The following is a 19,302-nucleotide window of genomic DNA, read 5'->3' as shown; positions in this document are numbered from 1 at the left end:
ATGATTCTCAGAACCCTTATCCAGTCAAATGACTGAATAAGGGGACGCTGAGGTCGTTTTTTTGAATAGTAAAAACAATTAGAACGGTGGGACAGACATGTGTGTATTCTGTAACAAAATAAATTTTATTTTGGAAAATGAACTGGCTGGCGCTTTTTATGATACATCACCGGTAAACAAAGGTCATATGCTGATCATACCTAAAAAACATAAAGTAGATTATTTTGATTTATCCATAGAAGAAAAAATAGCAATGGACGAGCTTCTCCAAGAAGGCAAACAGTTGCTTGACGAAAAATATCAGCCGGACGCTTATAACATCGGGGCCAATTGCGGTGTTGATGCGGGCCAAAGTATATTACATTGTCATATCCATCTGATCCCTCGCTATCATGGAGATATGCTTGAGCCAAAGGGCGGAGTACGAGGAGTGATTCCTTCAAAACAAGCCTATTAGTTAGGAGTAGTTGGTATATGAAATTAAGAGAATTAGGTATAGAAGATCAGTTGAAATATCAGGCTTTTGTTCAGGAATGGTCAGATGCAGGAGAAATAAAGATCACGCCAATGTCAGCTAATCTGAATGGTCTAACGTTTGAACGTTGGTTAGAGAAATTAACGAAAGATAGACAGAAGAAAAATAATTCTTTTGTGCCTGCCGATACGTTATTTTTAGAGGTAGATGATAAGCTCGTTGGAGCGGTTCAATTAAGATATGAATTGACAGAAGGGCTTCAGAAAATAGGTGGGAATATAGGCTATGGCATAGCACCATCTGAAAGAGGAAAAGGATATGCTTCTGTGATCTTGCAGAAAGCTTTACTACGTTTTGATGATAGAGGATTTTCTTCTGTTCTTTTGACTTGCGATAAAACAAACCTTGCTTCACAAAAGACGATACAAAAAAACGGTGGTTGTTTACTAGCGGAGTATTCCGTTGAAAATAAAAAGATTCAAAAATATCAAATCAACATAAATTCTTAAAAATGAATAGACATGAATAAAAATGATTGCTCAAGTTTTTATTCATGTCTATTTTTTATCGACGTATTGTTTTCTTTGCTGTCTTGATCCGTTTAAACCTTGTAGGTAAAAGCATTACTAATAATGCATAGGGAACACTCACGATCGACCATGCGAGAGTGCGGCTCAGACTATTATTTTTGTAAAGCCAGTGTAGCAGAAAATGTAATCCTAAAACACTGATAATAACGAAAAGCATGACAGCATAGTCCGGTTCGTTTTTAAGGATGGTACGACCGATACTACCGATCAATGGAACAAGATAGAAATATGCACTAGTCAACGATATGCGCCAGCTTTTTACAACTGTTCCTAAGTTCAACAGAAAAAACAACACGGATAAAGCAATTCCCAATGGTGGGAAAAAAGCGACCAATAAAGAATAAATAGTCCCCCATAAGATCATCAAAGGTCCTTTAACAATTGCTGCGATCGCCATAAAAAGAGCAATCAAAAAGATTTGCTGTGTCATCGTGCCATATGCTAATAAACCAAACAGAATCAAAAGCAGCCAGTGCCAAACGGTATTCCCTTGTGGTTTTCTTTGGATCGTCACATTTTTTTGAATCGTTGATTTTAAAAAATCAGAACGCTCAAAGAAATTATTCAATCGATTCCCTCCTATCAAAATTGAAAATCAGGTTGATTTACAGTTTACTGCGGAGGGAATAGAGATGCATCGGACTAAAGTCTTGTTTTCAATTTACTAGTAAATATGTTTCGATCAGACCCGATCGATTCGAGCGCTGTAACAACCTCTGGCAGCATAGTGAACATGGATAAATGAGATGTTCTTGTTTGTTAAAATGTGGCAGATGTCTTTTGCTGTCAAAGTTTTTGGCTGATAGAGGTAAGCCTCGAGCATCATGCCTGACGAATCATAACAACGAAGAGATGTGAATCGATTGTAAATGATAGCAGGGATCTCGTTGATCTCCAGGGCAGCCTCATCCGTTCCTGCAATAACAAAAATAGGTCCAGTTGCATCATAAGGCGATTGTTTTTTTAGATGCTGATAATTCAACAAATAAATGGTTTCACCGACAGCACCTTCTCTTAATGTAATTCTACAAGGGAATCCTGGAGAACGATCAACGATTTGTTTTTTGATATGTTGTTCTTCTAACTCTTCTGCTGTCAAAGAATCTAATACCAGAAAATCTTTTCTTTTCAATCCTGATATTAAAAAATTGTTTTCCATATTTATTGCCGTCCTTTCTAGTGAATAGTAGCAGTATATATGAAAAAAATACTTCCTTCTTTCGAAAAATGAACAATAAATTTGCTTATCCTGCTCCACCATAGAAAGAGATAGTCTTATTATGAAATTGGATATAGACTATTCTAGATTTTAGCATTGATTCTAATGATTCTTGTGTTATTTTAGTAAGCTGATTGTTTAATCTGTCAGTAACTCTGCCAATTCTCCAATATAAGGAAGGAATACTTGTTTCATCCCACGAGAAATAGCTGTGTACAAAATCTTCTTCTCTCTATCCGTAGTTCCGTAGTGTTGTGTGGATGGATCATGGATGATCACATGATCGAATTCCAGCCCTTTAGCCATATCGATCGAGAGAATTTGCACTTGTTTTTCTTCTGGGTCCAGCAAAAGTTCGGTTGTTAATTGCTGTGCTTCAGCAGCTGTTTTTGTGATGATCGCTATTGTTTCATCTGTTGTTAAGGTGCTTAACAGTTTAGTCAGTGCTTTTAGATAGTCTTTATGATCCGTGCATTGGATAAAGACAGGTTTTTCACCATCTTTTCTGATAGGTATAATATTCAGTGACTCATGGTTTGTGACCAATCGTTGAAAAAGTCGCGTGATTTCCTTGCTGGAACGATAGCTATTCAGCAGCTGATGTGTTGATACTGATCGAGAGCCGCTTAATAAACGCTCCAAATCTGAAAAACTGATCGAGGTATTGAAAATCGCTTGGTTCTCATCTCCTGCGAAAGTAAAGCTGGCTTGAGGAAATAGCTTTAATAATAAAAGTAGCTGTGCTTCTGTATAATCTTGTACCTCATCAACAAGAATAAAAGCCATCTGACGGTTTGTGATGTCTTCGATGAACGTATCTTTGATCAAGAGTAAAATCACGATTTCATCAGCAGTATAAGCTGTAGTTCCCCGAACATAATCAGTTGTTGTATAGCTTTTATAAAGTGTTTCAAAAAGCTGCCATTGATCGAACCAGGAAAAGTTAGCAATGGCTTTTTGAACAGTGCGGTACTTTTGCTGCAGTCGTTTCAAAGCAAATTCACTCAATTGATGCTCTTCTTGATCAGAAAAGGTGGTATGGAAATAACGTAGTTGTTCTTCTTCAGTCAAATCCTGCATTTGATCGATCATTTGTTTCGATTTTGATTGCTTGATCAAGTAACGGTTCCATTGGCTAGCTAGTTTCTCCTTTGTCGCAGAAATACGATCTCTGATCGTTAAAGTGCCAGGGGTTTGCTGATACAAATCAAAAATCGTTTTAGCGGAAAACAAAGGTTTACTTTTAAACATGATCGGTTTGAATAATGAAGGCTGAATAGCATTTGTATCATGATAGTCCTGAATAAAGGTAACAAATTCCTTTTTTTGAATGATTTGCTGTTGTTTTGATACTTCTCTAGCTGTAATACGCGTGAAATAGTCTATCTCATTTTCGATCGTTTGTTCCTCTTGAAACGTAAATTTGAGAAATTGCAGTAAGGTCAAATTCATTGGATTACGTTCACCTAGATTAGGCAATACTTGTGAAATGTAGTCAATAAAAGTTGAATTTGGCGATAAGAGTAAAATATCATCTGCAGTGATCTCAGAACGATGATTATAAAGCAAATAAGCGATCCGCTGCATAATGGCAGAAGTTTTCCCGCTACCGGCGATACCGTCGACTACCAATAGAGGAGAGCGTTCATCCCGAATGATCTCATTTTGTTCTTGCTGGATCGTTGTTGTGATATCTTTCATATATTGAGAAGAATCTGCCTCTAAAGAATGCAGCAGCACATCATCTTGAATCGCAAGTGTTGTATCAAAAAAGTTGATCAGCTGATCTTTATCGATGATAAATTGCCTTTTCAGATTTAAATGAACTGGGATTTCTGATCCATTAGCAGTATAGCTGCTTTTTCCTAAAATGTTCTTATAAAAAAGTGAAGCAATCGGCGAACGCCAATCATAAATACGAGTTTCGCCCTCTAAATTAGTGAAATCATTCATCCCGATGTAAAAGGTGTCCTGATCATCACTAGCATCTAAAAAAGTAACATCGATTTTCCCAAAATAAGGCACTTTGAGTAAACGTTCGACTTTTTCTAGTTGCTTAGCGGTCGTTTCATTCTTGATATTGAGTTGGTCGATTTCTCTGTTTTTCATTTCCAACATGGAGAAGGTATCAAGGTTATCAAGATAGCTGTCGAAATTTAGCTTCGTATCACCACCAAATTGTTCTAAGATACTTTTCCCATCAGCGTTGACTTCTTGGATGGCTTTTTGATACGTTTTTTCTGCTTGCAGTAATTCAGTATAGATCGACTGAAGCTGCTGGTTTTCTTGTGTTTTTTCGTTGGACATAACGACTCCCCCTGACATCAAATGGTGTAACCGAATAGTATAATCTATTTAGAGAAACAAATCAATAATAAAAATTAGAAAAGAATAAATACTGTCCGTTCAGCTTTTGTAAAAAGTATGATAAAGTATAGAAGACAGAGGAGGAATTTATTTGATATTTGATTCACATACCCATTTAAATGCAGAACAATTTAATGAAGATATTCCTGAAACGATTGCCCGTGCCAAGGAACTTGGAGTTACTGAGATGGCAGTTGTTGGTTTTGATACAGCAACGATCAAGAAATCGCTAGAACTAAGTCAAACATATCCAGAGATTCAAAGTATCATTGGTTGGCATCCGACTGAAGCGGGGAGCTATACGCCGGAAGTTGAAAGACAACTACAAGAACGCTTGACCACACCTAAAGTAGTGGCACTTGGAGAAATCGGCTTAGATTATTATTGGATGGAAGATCCTAAAGAGGTTCAGGATCGAGTATTTAGACGTCAAATTGCGATAGCTAAAGAAATGAATTTGCCGATCAGTATTCATACAAGAGATGCAATGGAAGATACCTATAAAATTTTGAAAGAAGAAGATATCCGCGATATCGGCGGAATCATGCATAGTTTTAGCGGCGATCCTGAATGGATGAAGAAATTTTTAGATATGGGCATGCATATCTCGCTAAGCGGCGTGGTGACGTTCAAAAAAGCCTTAGAGGTTCAAGAAGTAGCAAAAGAGGTTCCACTTGAGCGTTTATTAGTCGAAACTGATGCCCCTTATCTAGCACCTGTACCTTATAGAGGCAAGAGAAATGAACCAGGTTATACGCATTTTGTCGTCGAAAAAATAGCTGAACTGCGTGAGTTGTCTTTTGATGAAATTGCTAAAAATACGACCGATAATGCCCATCGCTTGTTTAGGTTAGTCTAATGACAGAAAAACTCAGGATCGAAGAAATCATAGTGGTCGAAGGAAAAGACGACACAAGACGGATTCAGGAGGTCGTTGATGCAGATACGATCGAAACGATCGGTTCAGCAATCAATGAAGAGATTTTGGAGCAAATCGAGCATGCACAAGAAACCAGAGGTGTGATCATTTTTACAGATCCAGATTATTCAGGAGAAAAAATACGTAAAACGATCATGGATGTTGTACCAGATGCCAAACATGCTTTTTTATCCAGACGCTTGGCGGCACCTAAAAAACGCGGGTCAAGTTTAGGCGTGGAACATGCTAGTGATGAAGCAATAGTAGAAGCTTTAGAAAAGATCGTGACACCTGTTCATGAAGAAGATGATTATCAGGAGATCCCTCGACAAATGTTGATAGAATATGGTTTAATAGCGGGAGCTCATGCAAAAGAACGTAGAGAAAAATTAGGGGATGCTCTACGAATCGGTTATACGAATAGCAAACAGCTAACGAAGCGTCTCAAAATGTTTCGAATCACAGAAAAAGAGCTTACTGATGCCATGAATGCTATCATATAAAGCAGCAAGTAAAAAATCGGAGGAATCAATGTGACAGAATATAAAGAAATCGCCACTCCTTCAAGAACGAAAGAAATCTTGAAGCAGCACGGCTTTTCATTTAAAAAAAGTTTAGGGCAAAATTTTTTAACAGAACCGAATATCTTACGTAAAATCGTTGAAACTGCTGGAATCGATACACAGACAAATGTAATAGAAGTTGGCCCTGGAATTGGCGCTTTAACAGAACAACTGGCAAAAAACGCTGCTCAGGTTTTAGCTTTTGAAATCGATGATCGCCTGATTCCAGTATTAGAAGATACACTTAGTCCTTATAGCAATGTAACTGTTGTTCACAAAGATGTGCTCAAAGCAGATTTGATCACAACGACAAAAGATGTGTTTAAAGAAGAGCTGCCGATCAAAGTCGTAGCGAATCTGCCCTATTACATTACAACACCTATCATGATGCATTTTTTAGAATCTGATTTAGAGGTTAGTGAGATGATCGTCATGATGCAAAAAGAGGTAGCTGATCGAATTTCAGCTAAGCCTAGTACGAAGGCGTATGGCTCTCTATCGATTGCTGTGCAGTATTTTATGGAAGCGAGTATTGCGTTTATTGTACCTAAAACAGTCTTTATCCCACAGCCAAATGTTGATTCAGCGATCATTAAATTAACGAAACGTGACAAACCAGCTGTAGATGTCACGAACGAAAGAGAATTTTTTAAATTGACTAAAGCGTCATTCCAACTACGTCGTAAAACATTATGGAACAATTTGACGCATTCGTACGGCAAAGATGAAACGACAAAAGAATGGCTGACAAAAAGTTTGACCGAAGCGGAAATCGATCCGTCACGTCGCGGTGAAACCCTTTCTTTAGAGGAATTTGCTCGCTTAAGTAATCAGTTAGAAAAAAATCGGGCACTCTAGACGATAACTAAAGAGAATCAAAAATAAAGCGATTCTGTTTTATTTTTGGCTCTCTTTTTTGAACAATAAAGGGCGTTATAAAAACCAATTAATTGTGACTTTGTGCAAAATAATTCGCTTTGAGTTATTGACATTTCACAAATAACGAGCATAATATAAGAAAGCGCTTTCTTTGAGTAAGGAGGAATTTTGTGGATAAAAAGGAACCGAGAAATGTTGTTTGGATGCTTACAGCTATTTTTTTAGGCTATAGTTGTATCTATGTGGATAAGATGACGATTGGTATGTCGCTGGTAACGATCGCAACGGATTTAGGCTTTGATCCGCAGCAAAAAGGGTTGATTTTAAGTGCTTTCTTTCTAGGATACACGATTTTTCAAATTCCATTTGGGTATTTATCGAATAAAATCGGTACTAGGAAAATGATGATCACTTCTGTATTTTTAGTAGGTATTTTTCTTTGTTTATTCGGCTTTGGTTTTTCATTATTATATCTAATTATGGTTCGATTTATGACTGGAGCGGTCGCTCATTCTGGGTACCCGTCTTCCGTAAGTACATTTATTTCACAAGAACTACCTTTAGAAAAACGTGGGCCGGCTCAATCGACAATGATTGCTTCATCAGGTTTTGCTTCGATCATTGGGCCGTTGTTGATCGCACCGCTATTGGTAATGGTCGGCTGGCATAAAACCTATTACTTATTAGGTGTAGCAGTGATGCTGATTGCGGTCATGATGTATTTTGTGATTCCAAAAGAATTTGGCGGAGTCAAAGAGCAGCTGCAGAATAAACAATCGATTTCTTTTAAAGAAGTATTGAAGGACCGAAATGTATGGGTCATGATTTTTGCGGCTTTTTTCATCAATGCAGCTGTCTATGGATTAAATGGTTGGATGGCGACTTATTTAGTAGAAGCGCATGGACTTGCTTTGACTCAAACAGCTTACGTGTCAGCAGTTATTGGATTGTTCACAATGGTTGCGGCGATGGCGGGCGGTGTAATGGTCAATAAGTACTTTATGGGAAAAGAAAAATATGTGATTTTAGTTGCTACAATAAGCGGTGGGGTCTTTTCTATTTTTGTTTCGCTTGTTAGCAGCTTTATAGCAAGTATGCTATTTTTGGCTTTGGCAGTAGCAGCAGCCAGCTTGGCATTTGCGACATTGATGAGTATTCCCCTAAAGATTTTCCCGTCGGAAGAAGTATCTGCAAAATATGCAACGATCAATGCAGTAGGCGTCTCAGGAGGATTCGTTGCGCCAACGATCATTGGTGCTCTGATTCAATTGTCTCAAGGCAATTTCTTTAGTTCATTTATTTTTATTGCAGTATCGTTTGTTGTATCAGGAATCATCACATTGATGGTTCAACGAAAAGTGTGAGTTTGAAAAAATAAAAGGATGTGAAGGTATGTGTACAGGAATTTCAGTAGAATCAAAAGAAGGAAATCATTATTGGGGACGTACGCAAGAATTCAATCTTTTGTTGGATTATGAAGGAGCGATCATTCCCAAAGATTATGAAATAAAAGTATCACTTGATCGTTTTAGGACCCGTTATGCTGCAATGGGTGTAGCACTTGCTGAAAATCCGTTGTTGATAGATGGGGTGAACGAAAAAGGATTGATGGGCGGTTCCTTTTATTTTGGCAATTATAATCGTTATATTGAAGAAGAAAAGATTCGCTCAGCTGGCAAGCTTCCTCTAGCCGGCGCGGAATTTGTGACATATGCGTTGACGAATTATGCCTCTGTTCAGGAAATCAAAGAGCGGGTGAATCAAGATACGGCAATCGCGATCGTGGACAATCAGTTGGGTATTCCTCAACATTATGTATTCCAAGATGGAACGGGTGCATCTGTTGTTGTTGAACCTTCCGTCGAAGGTGGTTATGAAGTGTATGATAATCCAGTTGGGGTATTTACAAATAGCCCTAAATTTGACTGGCATTTAATCAATCTTCAAAATTATGTTGGACTTAGTGATCAGATAGCAAGTGATATTCAAATGGGAGATCTGCACATTTTTTCTAACGGTAAAGGTTCCGGCATGCGTGGCTTGCCAGGAGATTATACCCCGCAATCACGTTTTATCCGAGCAGCGTATTTAAAGCATTTTACAGCACCAGTAAGCGATGATCTGGTGATCGAACAAATCTTTCATCTTTTGAACAGCTTTGATATTCCAAAAGGAGTGGTGAAAGTGACTTCGGAGAAAGACGTTCAGTATACACAGTATACAAGCGCTTATGATTGCGAGAAAAAAGTTATGTATATTCATTTGTATGAAAATCGTATGATTCAAACATTATCTTTAGACGAACATTTAGAGAAGGCAACGATTCCGCAATATTTTACTTTGAATATGAAACATGCGTATCAGACAATGGCAAAAAAGTTTTAAGCTAAAAGGAGAATGATTGGGATAAAAAATGGATCTATGGTAAATTTTAAGTATAGGCGTTCGTTTATTTATCTCAACGTTAAAAACATAGAAGTTAAAATAGATTTGATGGAAGAAAATTACGGGAGAGACTGACTGACAGCACCGAAGGAATAAATAATAATTGGGGCACCCTTTATTATGAAGATCTCAGGTAAACGGACCGTAATTGGACATCACTCTGGAAAGCATAGGCACCGAAGGAGCAACTCTTCGATGAGAAGACGAATCTCTCAGGTTTTGTACAGAGGAACAGGCACTTTTTTAAGGTGCCTGTTCCTCTGTTTTTATATACTTATTTCAGCATGGAGGTGTCAATAAAATCAGTGTGAAAAACAGATGGAAAAAATAAAAAGTAAAGGAGTATGAAGATGGATCTAAAAACACCCTTATATGATGTGCATGTAAAAGCTGGCGGAAAGATGGTTTCTTTCGCAGGCTACATGTTACCTGTACAATATGCAAAAACAGGCGTGATCAAAGAGCACTTGGCGGTTCGTAACCAAGTTGGTCTATTTGATGTTTCCCATATGGGAGAAGTCGTGTATGAAGGAAAAGATGCTTTAGCGAATTTGCAATATGTTTTAACCAATGATTTTACTAATTTAGAAATAGGTCGGGTCCGCTATACCTTGATGTGTAACGAAAATGGCGGAGTCATCGATGACCTTTTGGTATATAAATGCAGTGAGGATAAATATCTACTTGTAGTCAATGCAGCGAACAGAGAAAAAGATGTTGCTTGGATGAAGCAGCATTTGTTTGGTGAAGTTGATTTTTCAGATCAGTCGGATTCATTCGTTCAAATCGCTTTACAGGGCCCTAATTCAAAAGAAATCATTGAAAAGCTGACTACTGAAAAGGATATCCCTAAAAAATACTATAGCTTTACTGAACATGCCGATGTTGGCGGAATCACTTGCCTCTTATCCAGAACGGGCTACACAGGAGAATTCGGCTATGAATTATATTGCTCTGCTGAAGATGGAGTTAAATTATGGGATCTATTATTGGAGACAGGCGAAAAATTTGGACTTGTTCCTTGTGGTCTAGGTGCACGTGATACCTTGCGTTTAGAAGCAGGGATGCCGCTTTATGGACATGAAATGAATGATGAAATCACTCCATTTGAAACAGATCTAAGCTTTGCGGTGAAGATGAAAAAAGAAGCGTTCATCGGAAAAAAAGCTTTAGAGGAAAAAGGTGAGCCTAAAATCACTCGAATTGGTTTAATATTGACTGAACGGGGAATCGTGCGTGAAGGAGCACCTGTGTATTTCAATGGACAGGAAATCGGCACAACTACCTCAGGAACGATGTGTCCTTATGTGAATAAAGCCTGTGCCATGGCGCTTGTGGATAAAGGTCTTGTAGAAATCGGTTCATCGATCGAAGTTGAAGTTAGAGGTAAGAAAATTGCTGCAGAAGTTGTAGAGATTCCATTTATAAAAAAATAATTTGACTAGAGGAGACGGTTAGAATGGCAAAAGTAGAAGAATTGAAGTTTTCGAAATCACATGAATGGGTCCTTTTTGAAGGAGACAAAGTAAAAATCGGTTTATCTGATTATGCACAGGATCAATTAGGAGACATCGTCTTTATCGATCTTCCAGATGAAGGAGACGAAGTCACTAAAGAAGAATCTTTTGCTGATATCGAGTCAGTTAAAGCTGTTTCAGAAGCATATTCTCCATTGACAGGTACTGTGTCTGCTGTGAACGAAGAACTTTTAGACAGCCCTGAATTGATCAATTCAGCGCCATTAGATTCTTGGCTGATCGAAGTCGAAGAAATCAAGGAAGTCGAAGATTTATTAACAGCTGAGGAGTATAAGAAATTCTGCGAAGAATCTGAGGAGGCTTAATTCATGGGAAATTATCTTGGATCAACAGAGCAACAGCAAAAAGACATGCTGGAAAAAATCGGGCTCAACTCAATGAACGAACTGTACCAATCGATCCCAAAGGAAATGCTGGTAGAAAAACTTGATATTCCTGTTGGGAAATCAGAATTTGAAGTACGCAGTATCATAGAGAATATGGGACGGAAAAATAAAGTATTCTCTAAAGTCTTTCGTGGAGCAGGCGCTTATAACCATTATATCCCTGCTGTCGTCAAACAAATCGCAGCTAAAGAAGAGTTTGTCACATCTTATACACCCTATCAGCCGGAAATCAGTCAGGGGTTGCTGCAATCCATTTTTGAATACCAAACAATGATTTGTGAAATCACAGGGATGGATGCCACAAACGCTTCAGTTTATGATGGTGCAACGGCGACGGCAGAAGGAATCAATATGTGCTTAGAGAAAAAAAGACTGAAGGTCTTGATCTCCGAGACGACCAATCCGATGACCGTTCAAACAGCGATCACTTATTTTAGCTCTAGAGATATCGAGTTTGTGATGATCCCCGAGAAGGATGGATTAACAGATTTGGCCGCTTTAAAAGAAGCCTTAGATGAAACAACAGCCTGTTTTATCGTTCAACAGCCGAATTATTACGGCGGTATCGAAGCAGTGGAAGAAATCGAAGGGTTAGTTCATGAAGCAAAAGCAAAATTCATCATGAGTGTAAATCCTGTTGCCAGTACAGTTTTAAAATCAGCTGGAGAAGTCAATGCAGATATTGCCGTAGGCGACTCACAGCCGTTTGGCTTGCCGTTAGCTTTTGGCGGACCTTATATCGGATTTATTGCGACGAAAGAAAAAATGATCAGAAAACTTCCTGGTCGAATCGCGGGTGAAACAGTAGATGAAGCTGGAGATCGCGCCTTTGTTTTGACTTTACAAGCGAGAGAACAGCATATCCGCAGAGAAAAAGCAGCTTCTAATATTTGTTCCAACCAAGCCTTGTGTGCATTGACGAATGCAGCCTATATGAGCACGATGGGTGCCAAGGGTATTCAGGAAGTTGCTACACAATGTTACAGTAAAGCGCATTATTTAGCAGATCGATTAAGTAAAATAGCAGGCGTTCAGCTGGCAAATAATGCGCCATTTTTCCATGAGTTTGTCACTACACTACCAGTTTCAGAAGACCTCGTTCTTGCTAAATTAGAAGAACACGATATTTTGGGTGGCTATCCTACTGAAAAAGGGTTGCTATGGTGTGTGACAGAAATGAATACAAAAGAGCAGATGGATGAAGTAGCAGCACTAGTGAAGGAGGTATGCCAGTCATGAAATTGATTTTTGAACGAAGTGTTGAAGGCTATTATAACGAAATGATTTCCTCTTGTGATGTGCCTGTTGTTGAATTGCCAGAAACGATGAAAAGAGAAAAAGAATTACATTTACCATCTTTGCCGCAGCCTGAAATCAGCCGTCACTATACTGAGCTGGCGAATGCGACTTTTGGGATCAACGATGGATTTTATCCGCTAGGTTCTTGTACGATGAAATACAATCCAAAAATCAACGATGAAATGGCGGCATTCCCAGCTTTCGCCAATATCCACCCGCTACAGCCGGAACGAACAGTGCAAGGCTCTTTAGAAGTATTCACTATGACAGAAAGACTGTTGAAAGAAATCACAGGGATGAATGCGATCACTTTCCAACCAGCTGCAGGAGCTCACGGAGAATTTACCAGCTTGTTGATGATCAAAGCTTACCATGAAAAAAATGGTCAGCCCCAACGAAATAAAATCATCGTTCCTGACTCTGCTCATGGTACAAATCCTGCTAGTGTGGCAATGACTGGTATGATCACAGTCAATATTCCGTCAGATGAATATGGATGTGTGGATATAGAGGCATTGAAAGAAGCGGTCGGTGAAGATACGGCTGGATTGATGCTGACGAATCCGAATACTGCTGGTATTTTTGATAAAAATATTTTACAAATCACGGAAATCGTTCATGATGCCGGCGGCTTAAATTACTATGACGGCGCAAATTTAAATGCGATCATGGGCGTTGCCAGACCGGGCGATATGGGCTTTGATATCATTCATTTAAACTTGCATAAAACATTCTCAACACCGCATGGCGGTGGCGGACCAGGCTCTGGTGCGGTAGGCTGTAAAGATATTTTGAAATCATTTTTACCCAATTTTTATCCAGTTCAACAAGGAGAACAAATCGTCTTTACTGAACCGGCAGATTCTATTGGACAAGTCAAAGGCTTTTATGGTCAATTTTCTGTCTTTTTACGTGCGTTGACTTACATTCTATTCTTAGGCTCTGAAGGGATCTCCTCAGCATCTAAAGGAGCAGTTTTAAATGCAAATTACATGCTTCATGAACTGAAAGATATATTTGAAGTACCATATGGCGATACATGTATGCATGAGTTTGTGATCAGTTTAGATCGATTGAAAAAAGAAACGGGTGTTACAGCTTTAGATGTTGCTAAAGGAATATTGGATCATAAAATGTATCCGCCGACCATGTATTTCCCATTGACGGTACCAGAAGCATTGATGGTAGAGCCGCCTGAAACAGAATCAAAAGAACGGATCGATGACGCCATCTCTGTTTACCGCCAATTGTATGAAGCGGCGCATGAAAATCCAGAGGACTTCCATAATTATCCGCTCCATGCTCAAATTCATCGTGTAGATGAAGTGAGAGCGGCGCGGCATCCAATCGTTCGTTATGATTTTTCTAAAGAATAAGGAAGGGAGTGAAAAGGGTGAGGTATGATTTAATTGTTGTTGGAGCAGGACCTGGAGGCTATGTAGCAGCAATCAAGGCTGCTCAGTTGGACATGAAAGTAGCACTTGTTGAAGAGCAAAGAGTTGGCGGGACATGCTTGAATCGAGGCTGTATCCCGACGAAATCTTTGCTGCATTCTGCTGAGACAGTTAGAACGATCAAGCAGTCAGAGGAAATCGGTATTCACATCGACAATATCACTCTTGACATGGATAGTATCTATCAAAAAAAAGAGCAAGTAGTCGATCAATTGGTTCAAGGAGTCGAAGCACTAGTCAAGGCAAACAAAGTGGACTTGATCATGGGACGCGGCGAAATCATTGCAAAAGATAAAGTCAGAGTTTCAGGAGAAACTTATGAAACAGATAAGATCTTGATTGCAACTGGCTCAAAACCAGCGATTCCGCCTATACCTGGAAGTGATTTACCTGGTGTTTTGACGAGTAATGAACTTTTGGCTCAGTCAAATCAATATAAGCAGTTGGTCATTATCGGTGGAGGTGTGATCGGTGTCGAGTTTGCTTCGATTTTTAATGATCTAGGCTGTGATGTGACGATCATTGAGGCTGCTGACACGCTTTTACCAAATTTTGATAGTGAGATTTCCAAGAAATTAGCATTGATCCTGAAAAAGCAAGGAATCAAGATCTTTACTAAATCCAGTGTTGCATCGCTCACTAAAGATGAGCTATTGACCTGTACATTCACTTCAAAAGGCAAAGAAATGAGTGCAGAAGGGGACGCCGTACTGATCGCAACAGGTCGTAAAGCTGCATTTGATGGACTGTTTGCCGAAGGTTTTGCTGTTGAGCTTGATAAACAGGCGATTTGGGTCAATGAAACCTTTGAAACATCTGTTAAAGGCATTTATGCGATCGGTGATGTTGCCAGCCGCGGTATGCAATTAGCACATCTAGCTTCTGCTCAAGGAGTGAATGCTGTGATGGCAATGAATCAAAAGGCAGGTGTCTATGATTTGGACTTAGTTCCATCTTGTGTGTATACAACGCCAGAGATCGCTTCAGTCGGAATAACAGAGGCACAGGCAAAAGAACAGGGAATTTCGATCAAACTCGGTAAATATCCGATGGCCGGCAACGGAAAAACGATCATTGCAGGTTCTTCTTTAGGTTTTATCAAAGTCATCGCAGAAGCCCAAAGTGATAAAATCATCGGTGCTCATCTAATGTGTGAGCGTGCGACAGATATGATCAGTGAGTTTGCGACAGCTATCGCAAATGGCTTGACCATCGATCAAGTGACGACGATCATTCATCCTCATCCAACGTACAATGAAGGCGTTGGTGAAGCCTATGAGCTTTTAACAGGGCACAGTATCCACACCATGCCAAAAAAATAGACTGGAAAAATGACGCAGCGGTTTGGTATGATAGGTTTAACGTTTTATCTGTTGTTTTTGGTTGTTTACGATAAGATCAATGCGTCGCTCGATTGATCTATGTATATCAGTTAAAGTCACATCGGATCAAAAGAAAAGGAGAAAAATAAATGCTAACAGAAAAACAAACATTATTTGCTGATGGATTACAAGAAGAACTGGTCGAAATCAGAAGACATTTGCATCAAAACCCAGAGATTGGGCTGGAATTACCTAAAACCGTTGCGTTCGTGAAAGAAAAACTGACAGAGTATGGATATGATCCCCAATCGTGTGGGGAATCAGGAATTACGGTTGTTGCTGGGAAAAAGCCGGGAAAAACATTTTTACTACGTGGAGATATGGATGCTTTGCCAATTAGGGAACTGACCGATTTGTCTTTTAAATCTGAAAATGGCTATATGCATGCTTGTGGGCATGATATGCACACAACAATGCTCTTAGGTGCCGCAAAAATCCTAAAAGAGTTTGAAGATGAGCTTGAAGGGCAAGTAAAACTATTGTTCCAGCCTGGAGAAGAGATTCTTTCAGGATCAAAAGTTTGTATCGAAAATGGTGTGTTAGAAAACCCTAAAGTGGATGCAGGAATGATGATGCATGTCTTTCCTTTCAGCACGCTAAAAGTCGGACAAATCATGCCGACGCCAGGGGGAACCTTCATGGCAAGTGCTGACTGGTTTGAGATCAATATCAAAGGACGGGGCGGTCATGGTTCTCAACCGGAAACATCGATCGATCCAATCAATGTAGCAGTGCATATCTATACTGCTTTACAGGAGCTTTCTGCAAGAGAGATCGGCTCAGAAGAACGATTTGTATTGACGATCGGTGAATTTACAGGAGGAACACCAGGAGCTTCGAATATCATTCCTGAAACGACTGTGATGAAGGGCACATTAAGAACATTGAAAGAAGATGTACGTGTGCAGGTCAAAGAACGAATGGTAGCGATCGCAGAAAATATTGCCAAAGCATTTCGTGCAGAAGCAGAGGTCGTCTTTACGAATGGATGTACCACCAATGTCAATGATCCTGAACTTTCAGCCTTTACCAAAGACTCACTGACAGAAACATTTGGCGCAGAACGAATCGTAGATATTCCTATCTCAACACCATTGATGGGAAGCGAGGATTTTGGCGAAATCAGTCAATTGATTCCAACAGCAACGGTTCTTTTAGTCGCATCAGAAGAAAATATCAATTTGCATAATCCTGCCATCGTTTTTGATGAGTCGATTTTAAAAGAAGGAGCAAAAGTCTATTTTGATACAGCAGTGAGCTGGTTGAAAAAATAGACGAAATCAAATCAAAAAATGGAGGGGCAAAATGGTCAAAACAGATATCGAAATCGCACAAGAAGCAACGATGCGACCAGTGACAGAAATCGCTGAAAAGATTGGATTAAATGAAAATCAGTTTGAATTATATGGAAAATACAAGGCAAAGATCGATGTTGATCAGATCTCCCAAAATAAAGAAGGAAAAGTCATTTTAGTTACAGCAATCACACCAACACCAGCAGGCGAAGGAAAAACAACGACTGTCGTTGGCTTAGGAGATGGGTTGAATCGAATTGGCAAAGAGACGATCATTGCATTGAGAGAACCTTCTTTAGGTCCTGTTTTTGGGATCAAAGGTGGTGCTGCAGGTGGCGGCTATGCTCAGGTGATCCCGATGGAAGACATCAATCTACATTTTACAGGTGATTTCCATGCGATCGGAGCGGCAAATAACTTACTGGCGGCAATCATCGATAATCATATTTTTCAAGGCAATGAGCTGGGCATAGACAACCGCAGAATCACTTGGAAAAGAGCAGTAGATATGAATGATCGTCAATTGAGACATATTGTTGACGGGCTGGGTGCACGTGTGAATGGGGTTCCTAGAGAAGATGGTTTTGAGATCACGGTTGCTTCAGAAATCATGGCGGTACTATGTTTATCGAATGATATTGAAGATCTAAAAACAAATCTTGCAAATATTATCATTGGTTATACGTATGATAATCAACCAGTCACCGTAAGAGAATTGAATGCACAAGGAGCAATGACCGCTTTACTGAAAGATGCCATCAAACCGAATCTGGTTCAGACGTTAGAAAACAATCCAGCGTTGATCCACGGCGGTCCGTTTGCCAATATTGCTCATGGCTGTAATAGCGTGATCGCAACAAATACAGCTAGAAAATTGGCAGATTATGTTGTGACAGAAGGAGGATTCGGTGCAGATCTAGGTGCGGAAAAGTTCATTGACATCAAGTGCCGTAAATCAGGAATTCGTCCTTCAGCAGTCGTTGTAGTCGCAACAGTTCGCGCATTGAAAATGCATGGTGGCGTGCCAAAAGATCAACTGGGAACAGAAGACATCGATGCGTTGGAAAAAGGTTTGCCGAATTTACTTAAGCATATCGAAAATACAACCACTGTTTTTGGCTTACCAACAGTGGTTGCGATCAATAAGTTTCCGACGGATACAGATGCTGAATTAGCTTTAGTTGAAGCAGAATGTAAAAAACGAGAGGTAAACGTAGTTCTTTCTGATGTTTGGGCTAATGGTGGTGCAGGCGGTGAAGAGCTAGCTCGCGAAGTCGTTCGTTTAGCAGACCAAGAAAATCATTTTTCTTTTACCTATCCAGATGAGTATTCGATCAAAGAGAAAATCAGTGCGATTGTAGAGAAAGTTTACGGTGGTAAAGGTGTGCAGTATGAACCACTTGCCGAACGTGAAATTGCGAAATTAGAAAAACTGGGATTCGGTCATTTACCGATTTGTATGGCAAAAACCCAGTATTCGCTGTCTGATGATCAAACGAAATTAGGACGGCCGACAGACTTTACTGTTACTATCAGTAACATCAAAATATCCGCAGGAGCTGGATTTATCGTTGCCTATACGGGAACTATCATGACTATGCCCGGGTTGCCGAAAAAACCAGCTTATGAGAAAATCGATGTTGATTCTGATGGGAAAATTGTAGGGCTTTTCTAAAATAAGAAAAAATAATCAAGTGCATAAACTTAAAAAAACATTCATGATCGATCTAATGAAATCATGAATGTTTTTTTGTTCAGCATATGTGTCTTGACACTTCGGGCTTTTTCACGTAAAATAAACTCATTCTATGTGTCAAGACACCTTTAAGGAGCTTAGAACAATGAAAAAAAAATCAGTTAGACAGTTAACGATCGCAGCCTTACTAGTAGCAATGGGTATCATTATCCCGATGGTTATGCCAAGAATCACGATTGGTCCCGCTTCATTTACCTTAGCAAGTCATGTCCCGCTTTTCTTAGCAATGTTTTTTTCACCTGGTGTAGCAATCGCAGTTAGTTTGGGGACAGGCTTTGGATTTTTCCTTTCTGCGACGCCGATCATTGCTTTACGGGCACTTTCGCATTTGTTATTTGCAACAGTAGGTGCATTATATCTACAGAAGCATCCAACGATCGTTTTATCAAAGCAAAAGGTTGTTTTCTTTAATGGACGTTTTCAATTATTCAACTTAGTGATCGGCTTAATACATTCTGCAGCGGAATTAGCTGTAGTAAGTGTTTTTTATACGATGGGCAATATGCCGGAAACCTATTATACACAAGGGTACATGTATTCCATCTTTTTATTGATGGGTTTGGGCGGGTTGATCCATAGCTTGATCGATTACAACATTGCTTATTTTGTAGCGAATGCTTTAAGCAAACAATTTGATCTTCCAATTTTTAGTCAGGCTAGAAAAATGGAGAAAGAAAAACAACAAATTCTTCCCCAAGAAGTAGAAGTACAAGTGCGTTGAGGAGACAAAAATAA

18 protein-coding genes and 1 riboswitch are annotated in these 19,302 nt (G+C 39.4%); of the genes, 15 read left to right on the top strand and 3 right to left on the bottom strand.

All coding sequences use genetic code 11. From position 1 onward, the window contains the following. Positions 1-97 precede the first annotated feature (97 nt). Both IGI58_RS03965 and IGI58_RS03960 read left to right on the top strand, forming a co-directional pair. Positions 98-457 carry an HIT family protein gene (locus IGI58_RS03965; RefSeq protein WP_225533618.1) on the top strand — a complete coding sequence of 120 codons (360 nt, stop codon included), beginning with the start codon at positions 98-100 and terminating at the stop codon, positions 455-457. A gap of 17 nt (positions 458-474) precedes the next feature. Further along, entirely contained in the window at positions 475-984 is a 510-nt protein-coding gene (locus IGI58_RS03960) for a GNAT family N-acetyltransferase (protein ID WP_429954393.1), read from the top strand. 55 nt (positions 985-1,039) lie between these two features. Here the strand turns inward: IGI58_RS03960 and IGI58_RS03955 are convergent, their stop codons facing one another. The 3 genes from IGI58_RS03955 to helD all read right to left on the bottom strand — a co-directional run bounded on the left by IGI58_RS03955 (position 1,040) and on the right by helD (position 4,591). After that, positions 1,040-1,633: a hypothetical protein gene (locus IGI58_RS03955; protein WP_225533620.1), complete on the bottom strand. Its 594-nt coding sequence runs from the start codon at positions 1,631-1,633 to the stop codon at positions 1,040-1,042. A 114-nt stretch (positions 1,634-1,747) separates the two neighbouring features. Continuing rightward, entirely contained in the window at positions 1,748-2,224 is a 477-nt protein-coding gene (locus tag IGI58_RS03950; protein WP_429954394.1) for a DUF1203 domain-containing protein, read from the bottom strand. A 198-nt stretch (positions 2,225-2,422) separates the two neighbouring features. Continuing rightward, entirely contained in the window at positions 2,423-4,591 is a 2,169-nt protein-coding gene (gene helD, locus IGI58_RS03945) for an RNA polymerase recycling motor HelD (protein ID WP_429954395.1), read from the bottom strand. 151 nt (positions 4,592-4,742) lie between these two features. Here helD and IGI58_RS03940 point away from each other — a divergent pair, with 151 nt between their 5' ends. From IGI58_RS03940 to IGI58_RS03880, 13 genes are all read left to right on the top strand, one after another. Next, positions 4,743-5,510, top strand: coding sequence for a TatD family hydrolase (locus IGI58_RS03940; RefSeq protein ID WP_429954396.1), 768 nt, complete (start codon positions 4,743-4,745; stop codon positions 5,508-5,510). Next, complete coding sequence (gene rnmV, locus IGI58_RS03935) at positions 5,510-6,073, top strand: ribonuclease M5 (RefSeq protein ID WP_429954397.1); 564 nt, start codon at positions 5,510-5,512, stop codon at positions 6,071-6,073. The genes IGI58_RS03940 and rnmV overlap by 1 nt, the downstream gene beginning before the upstream one ends. A gap of 30 nt (positions 6,074-6,103) precedes the next feature. Next, complete coding sequence (gene rsmA / locus IGI58_RS03930; RefSeq protein ID WP_429954398.1) at positions 6,104-6,991, top strand: 16S rRNA (adenine(1518)-N(6)/adenine(1519)-N(6))-dimethyltransferase RsmA; 888 nt, start codon at positions 6,104-6,106, stop codon at positions 6,989-6,991. A gap of 191 nt (positions 6,992-7,182) precedes the next feature. Beyond that, complete coding sequence (locus tag IGI58_RS03925) at positions 7,183-8,376, top strand: MFS transporter (protein WP_087640966.1); 1,194 nt, start codon at positions 7,183-7,185, stop codon at positions 8,374-8,376. A 28-nt stretch (positions 8,377-8,404) separates the two neighbouring features. Next, entirely contained in the window at positions 8,405-9,397 is a 993-nt protein-coding gene (locus tag IGI58_RS03920) for a linear amide C-N hydrolase (protein ID WP_429954399.1), read from the top strand. A gap of 112 nt (positions 9,398-9,509) precedes the next feature. Then, a riboswitch (glycine riboswitch) is annotated at positions 9,510-9,612 on the top strand. Between the two features lie 195 nt (positions 9,613-9,807). Then, the gene (gcvT, locus tag IGI58_RS03915) at positions 9,808-10,893 is read left to right on the top strand and encodes a glycine cleavage system aminomethyltransferase GcvT (RefSeq protein WP_429954400.1); all 1,086 of its coding nucleotides are present in this window, start codon (positions 9,808-9,810) and stop codon (positions 10,891-10,893) included. 23 nt (positions 10,894-10,916) lie between these two features. Next, positions 10,917-11,300 (top strand): glycine cleavage system protein GcvH, encoded by a 384-nt coding sequence (gene gcvH, locus IGI58_RS03910; protein ID WP_087640969.1) that lies wholly within the window; start codon positions 10,917-10,919, stop codon positions 11,298-11,300. Positions 11,301-11,303: 3 nt separating this feature from the next. Further along, complete coding sequence (gene gcvPA / locus IGI58_RS03905) at positions 11,304-12,620, top strand: aminomethyl-transferring glycine dehydrogenase subunit GcvPA (RefSeq protein WP_429954401.1); 1,317 nt, start codon at positions 11,304-11,306, stop codon at positions 12,618-12,620. Continuing rightward, complete coding sequence (gene gcvPB, locus IGI58_RS03900; RefSeq protein ID WP_429954402.1) at positions 12,617-14,056, top strand: aminomethyl-transferring glycine dehydrogenase subunit GcvPB; 1,440 nt, start codon at positions 12,617-12,619, stop codon at positions 14,054-14,056. Before gcvPA ends, gcvPB begins: the two co-directional genes overlap by 4 nt. 17 nt (positions 14,057-14,073) lie before the next feature. Continuing rightward, on the top strand, positions 14,074-15,456 hold the full coding sequence (gene lpdA / locus IGI58_RS03895) for a dihydrolipoyl dehydrogenase (RefSeq protein WP_429954403.1): 1,383 nt from the start codon (positions 14,074-14,076) through the stop codon (positions 15,454-15,456). A gap of 149 nt (positions 15,457-15,605) precedes the next feature. After that, positions 15,606-16,790, top strand: coding sequence for a M20 metallopeptidase family protein (locus tag IGI58_RS03890; RefSeq protein WP_429954404.1), 1,185 nt, complete (start codon positions 15,606-15,608; stop codon positions 16,788-16,790). A 31-nt stretch (positions 16,791-16,821) separates the two neighbouring features. After that, a complete protein-coding gene (locus IGI58_RS03885) occupies positions 16,822-18,486 on the top strand; it encodes a formate--tetrahydrofolate ligase (RefSeq protein ID WP_429954405.1) in 1,665 nt (554 codons plus the stop codon). 166 nt (positions 18,487-18,652) lie between these two features. Beyond that, a complete protein-coding gene (locus IGI58_RS03880) occupies positions 18,653-19,288 on the top strand; it encodes a hypothetical protein (RefSeq protein ID WP_429954406.1) in 636 nt (211 codons plus the stop codon). The last annotated feature ends 14 nt before the right edge of the window (positions 19,289-19,302 follow it).

This window comes from Enterococcus sp. AZ020, from assembly GCF_050499205.1.
GTDB lineage: Bacteria > Bacillota > Bacilli > Lactobacillales > Enterococcaceae > Enterococcus_L > Enterococcus_L dunnyi.
This window is presented reverse-complemented; position numbering and strand designations above follow the sequence as displayed.

Coding starts and splice junctions, on each gene's coding strand:
- IGI58_RS03890 (WP_429954404.1), top strand. CDS start 15,606: ATGCTAACAGAAAAACAAACATTATTTGCTGATGGATTACAAGAAGAA.
- IGI58_RS03885 (WP_429954405.1), top strand. CDS start 16,822: ATGGTCAAAACAGATATCGAAATCGCACAAGAAGCAACGATGCGACCA.
- IGI58_RS03880 (WP_429954406.1), top strand. CDS start 18,653: ATGAAAAAAAAATCAGTTAGACAGTTAACGATCGCAGCCTTACTAGTA.
- helD (WP_429954395.1), bottom strand. CDS start 4,591: ATGTCCAACGAAAAAACACAAGAAAACCAGCAGCTTCAGTCGATCTAT.
- IGI58_RS03960 (WP_429954393.1), top strand. CDS start 475: ATGAAATTAAGAGAATTAGGTATAGAAGATCAGTTGAAATATCAGGCT.
- IGI58_RS03920 (WP_429954399.1), top strand. CDS start 8,405: ATGTGTACAGGAATTTCAGTAGAATCAAAAGAAGGAAATCATTATTGG.
- gcvPA (WP_429954401.1), top strand. CDS start 11,304: ATGGGAAATTATCTTGGATCAACAGAGCAACAGCAAAAAGACATGCTG.
- gcvH (WP_087640969.1), top strand. CDS start 10,917: ATGGCAAAAGTAGAAGAATTGAAGTTTTCGAAATCACATGAATGGGTC.
- IGI58_RS03965 (WP_225533618.1), top strand. CDS start 98: ATGTGTGTATTCTGTAACAAAATAAATTTTATTTTGGAAAATGAACTG.
- gcvT (WP_429954400.1), top strand. CDS start 9,808: ATGGATCTAAAAACACCCTTATATGATGTGCATGTAAAAGCTGGCGGA.
- rnmV (WP_429954397.1), top strand. CDS start 5,510: ATGACAGAAAAACTCAGGATCGAAGAAATCATAGTGGTCGAAGGAAAA.
- gcvPB (WP_429954402.1), top strand. CDS start 12,617: ATGAAATTGATTTTTGAACGAAGTGTTGAAGGCTATTATAACGAAATG.
- IGI58_RS03950 (WP_429954394.1), bottom strand. CDS start 2,224: ATGGAAAACAATTTTTTAATATCAGGATTGAAAAGAAAAGATTTTCTG.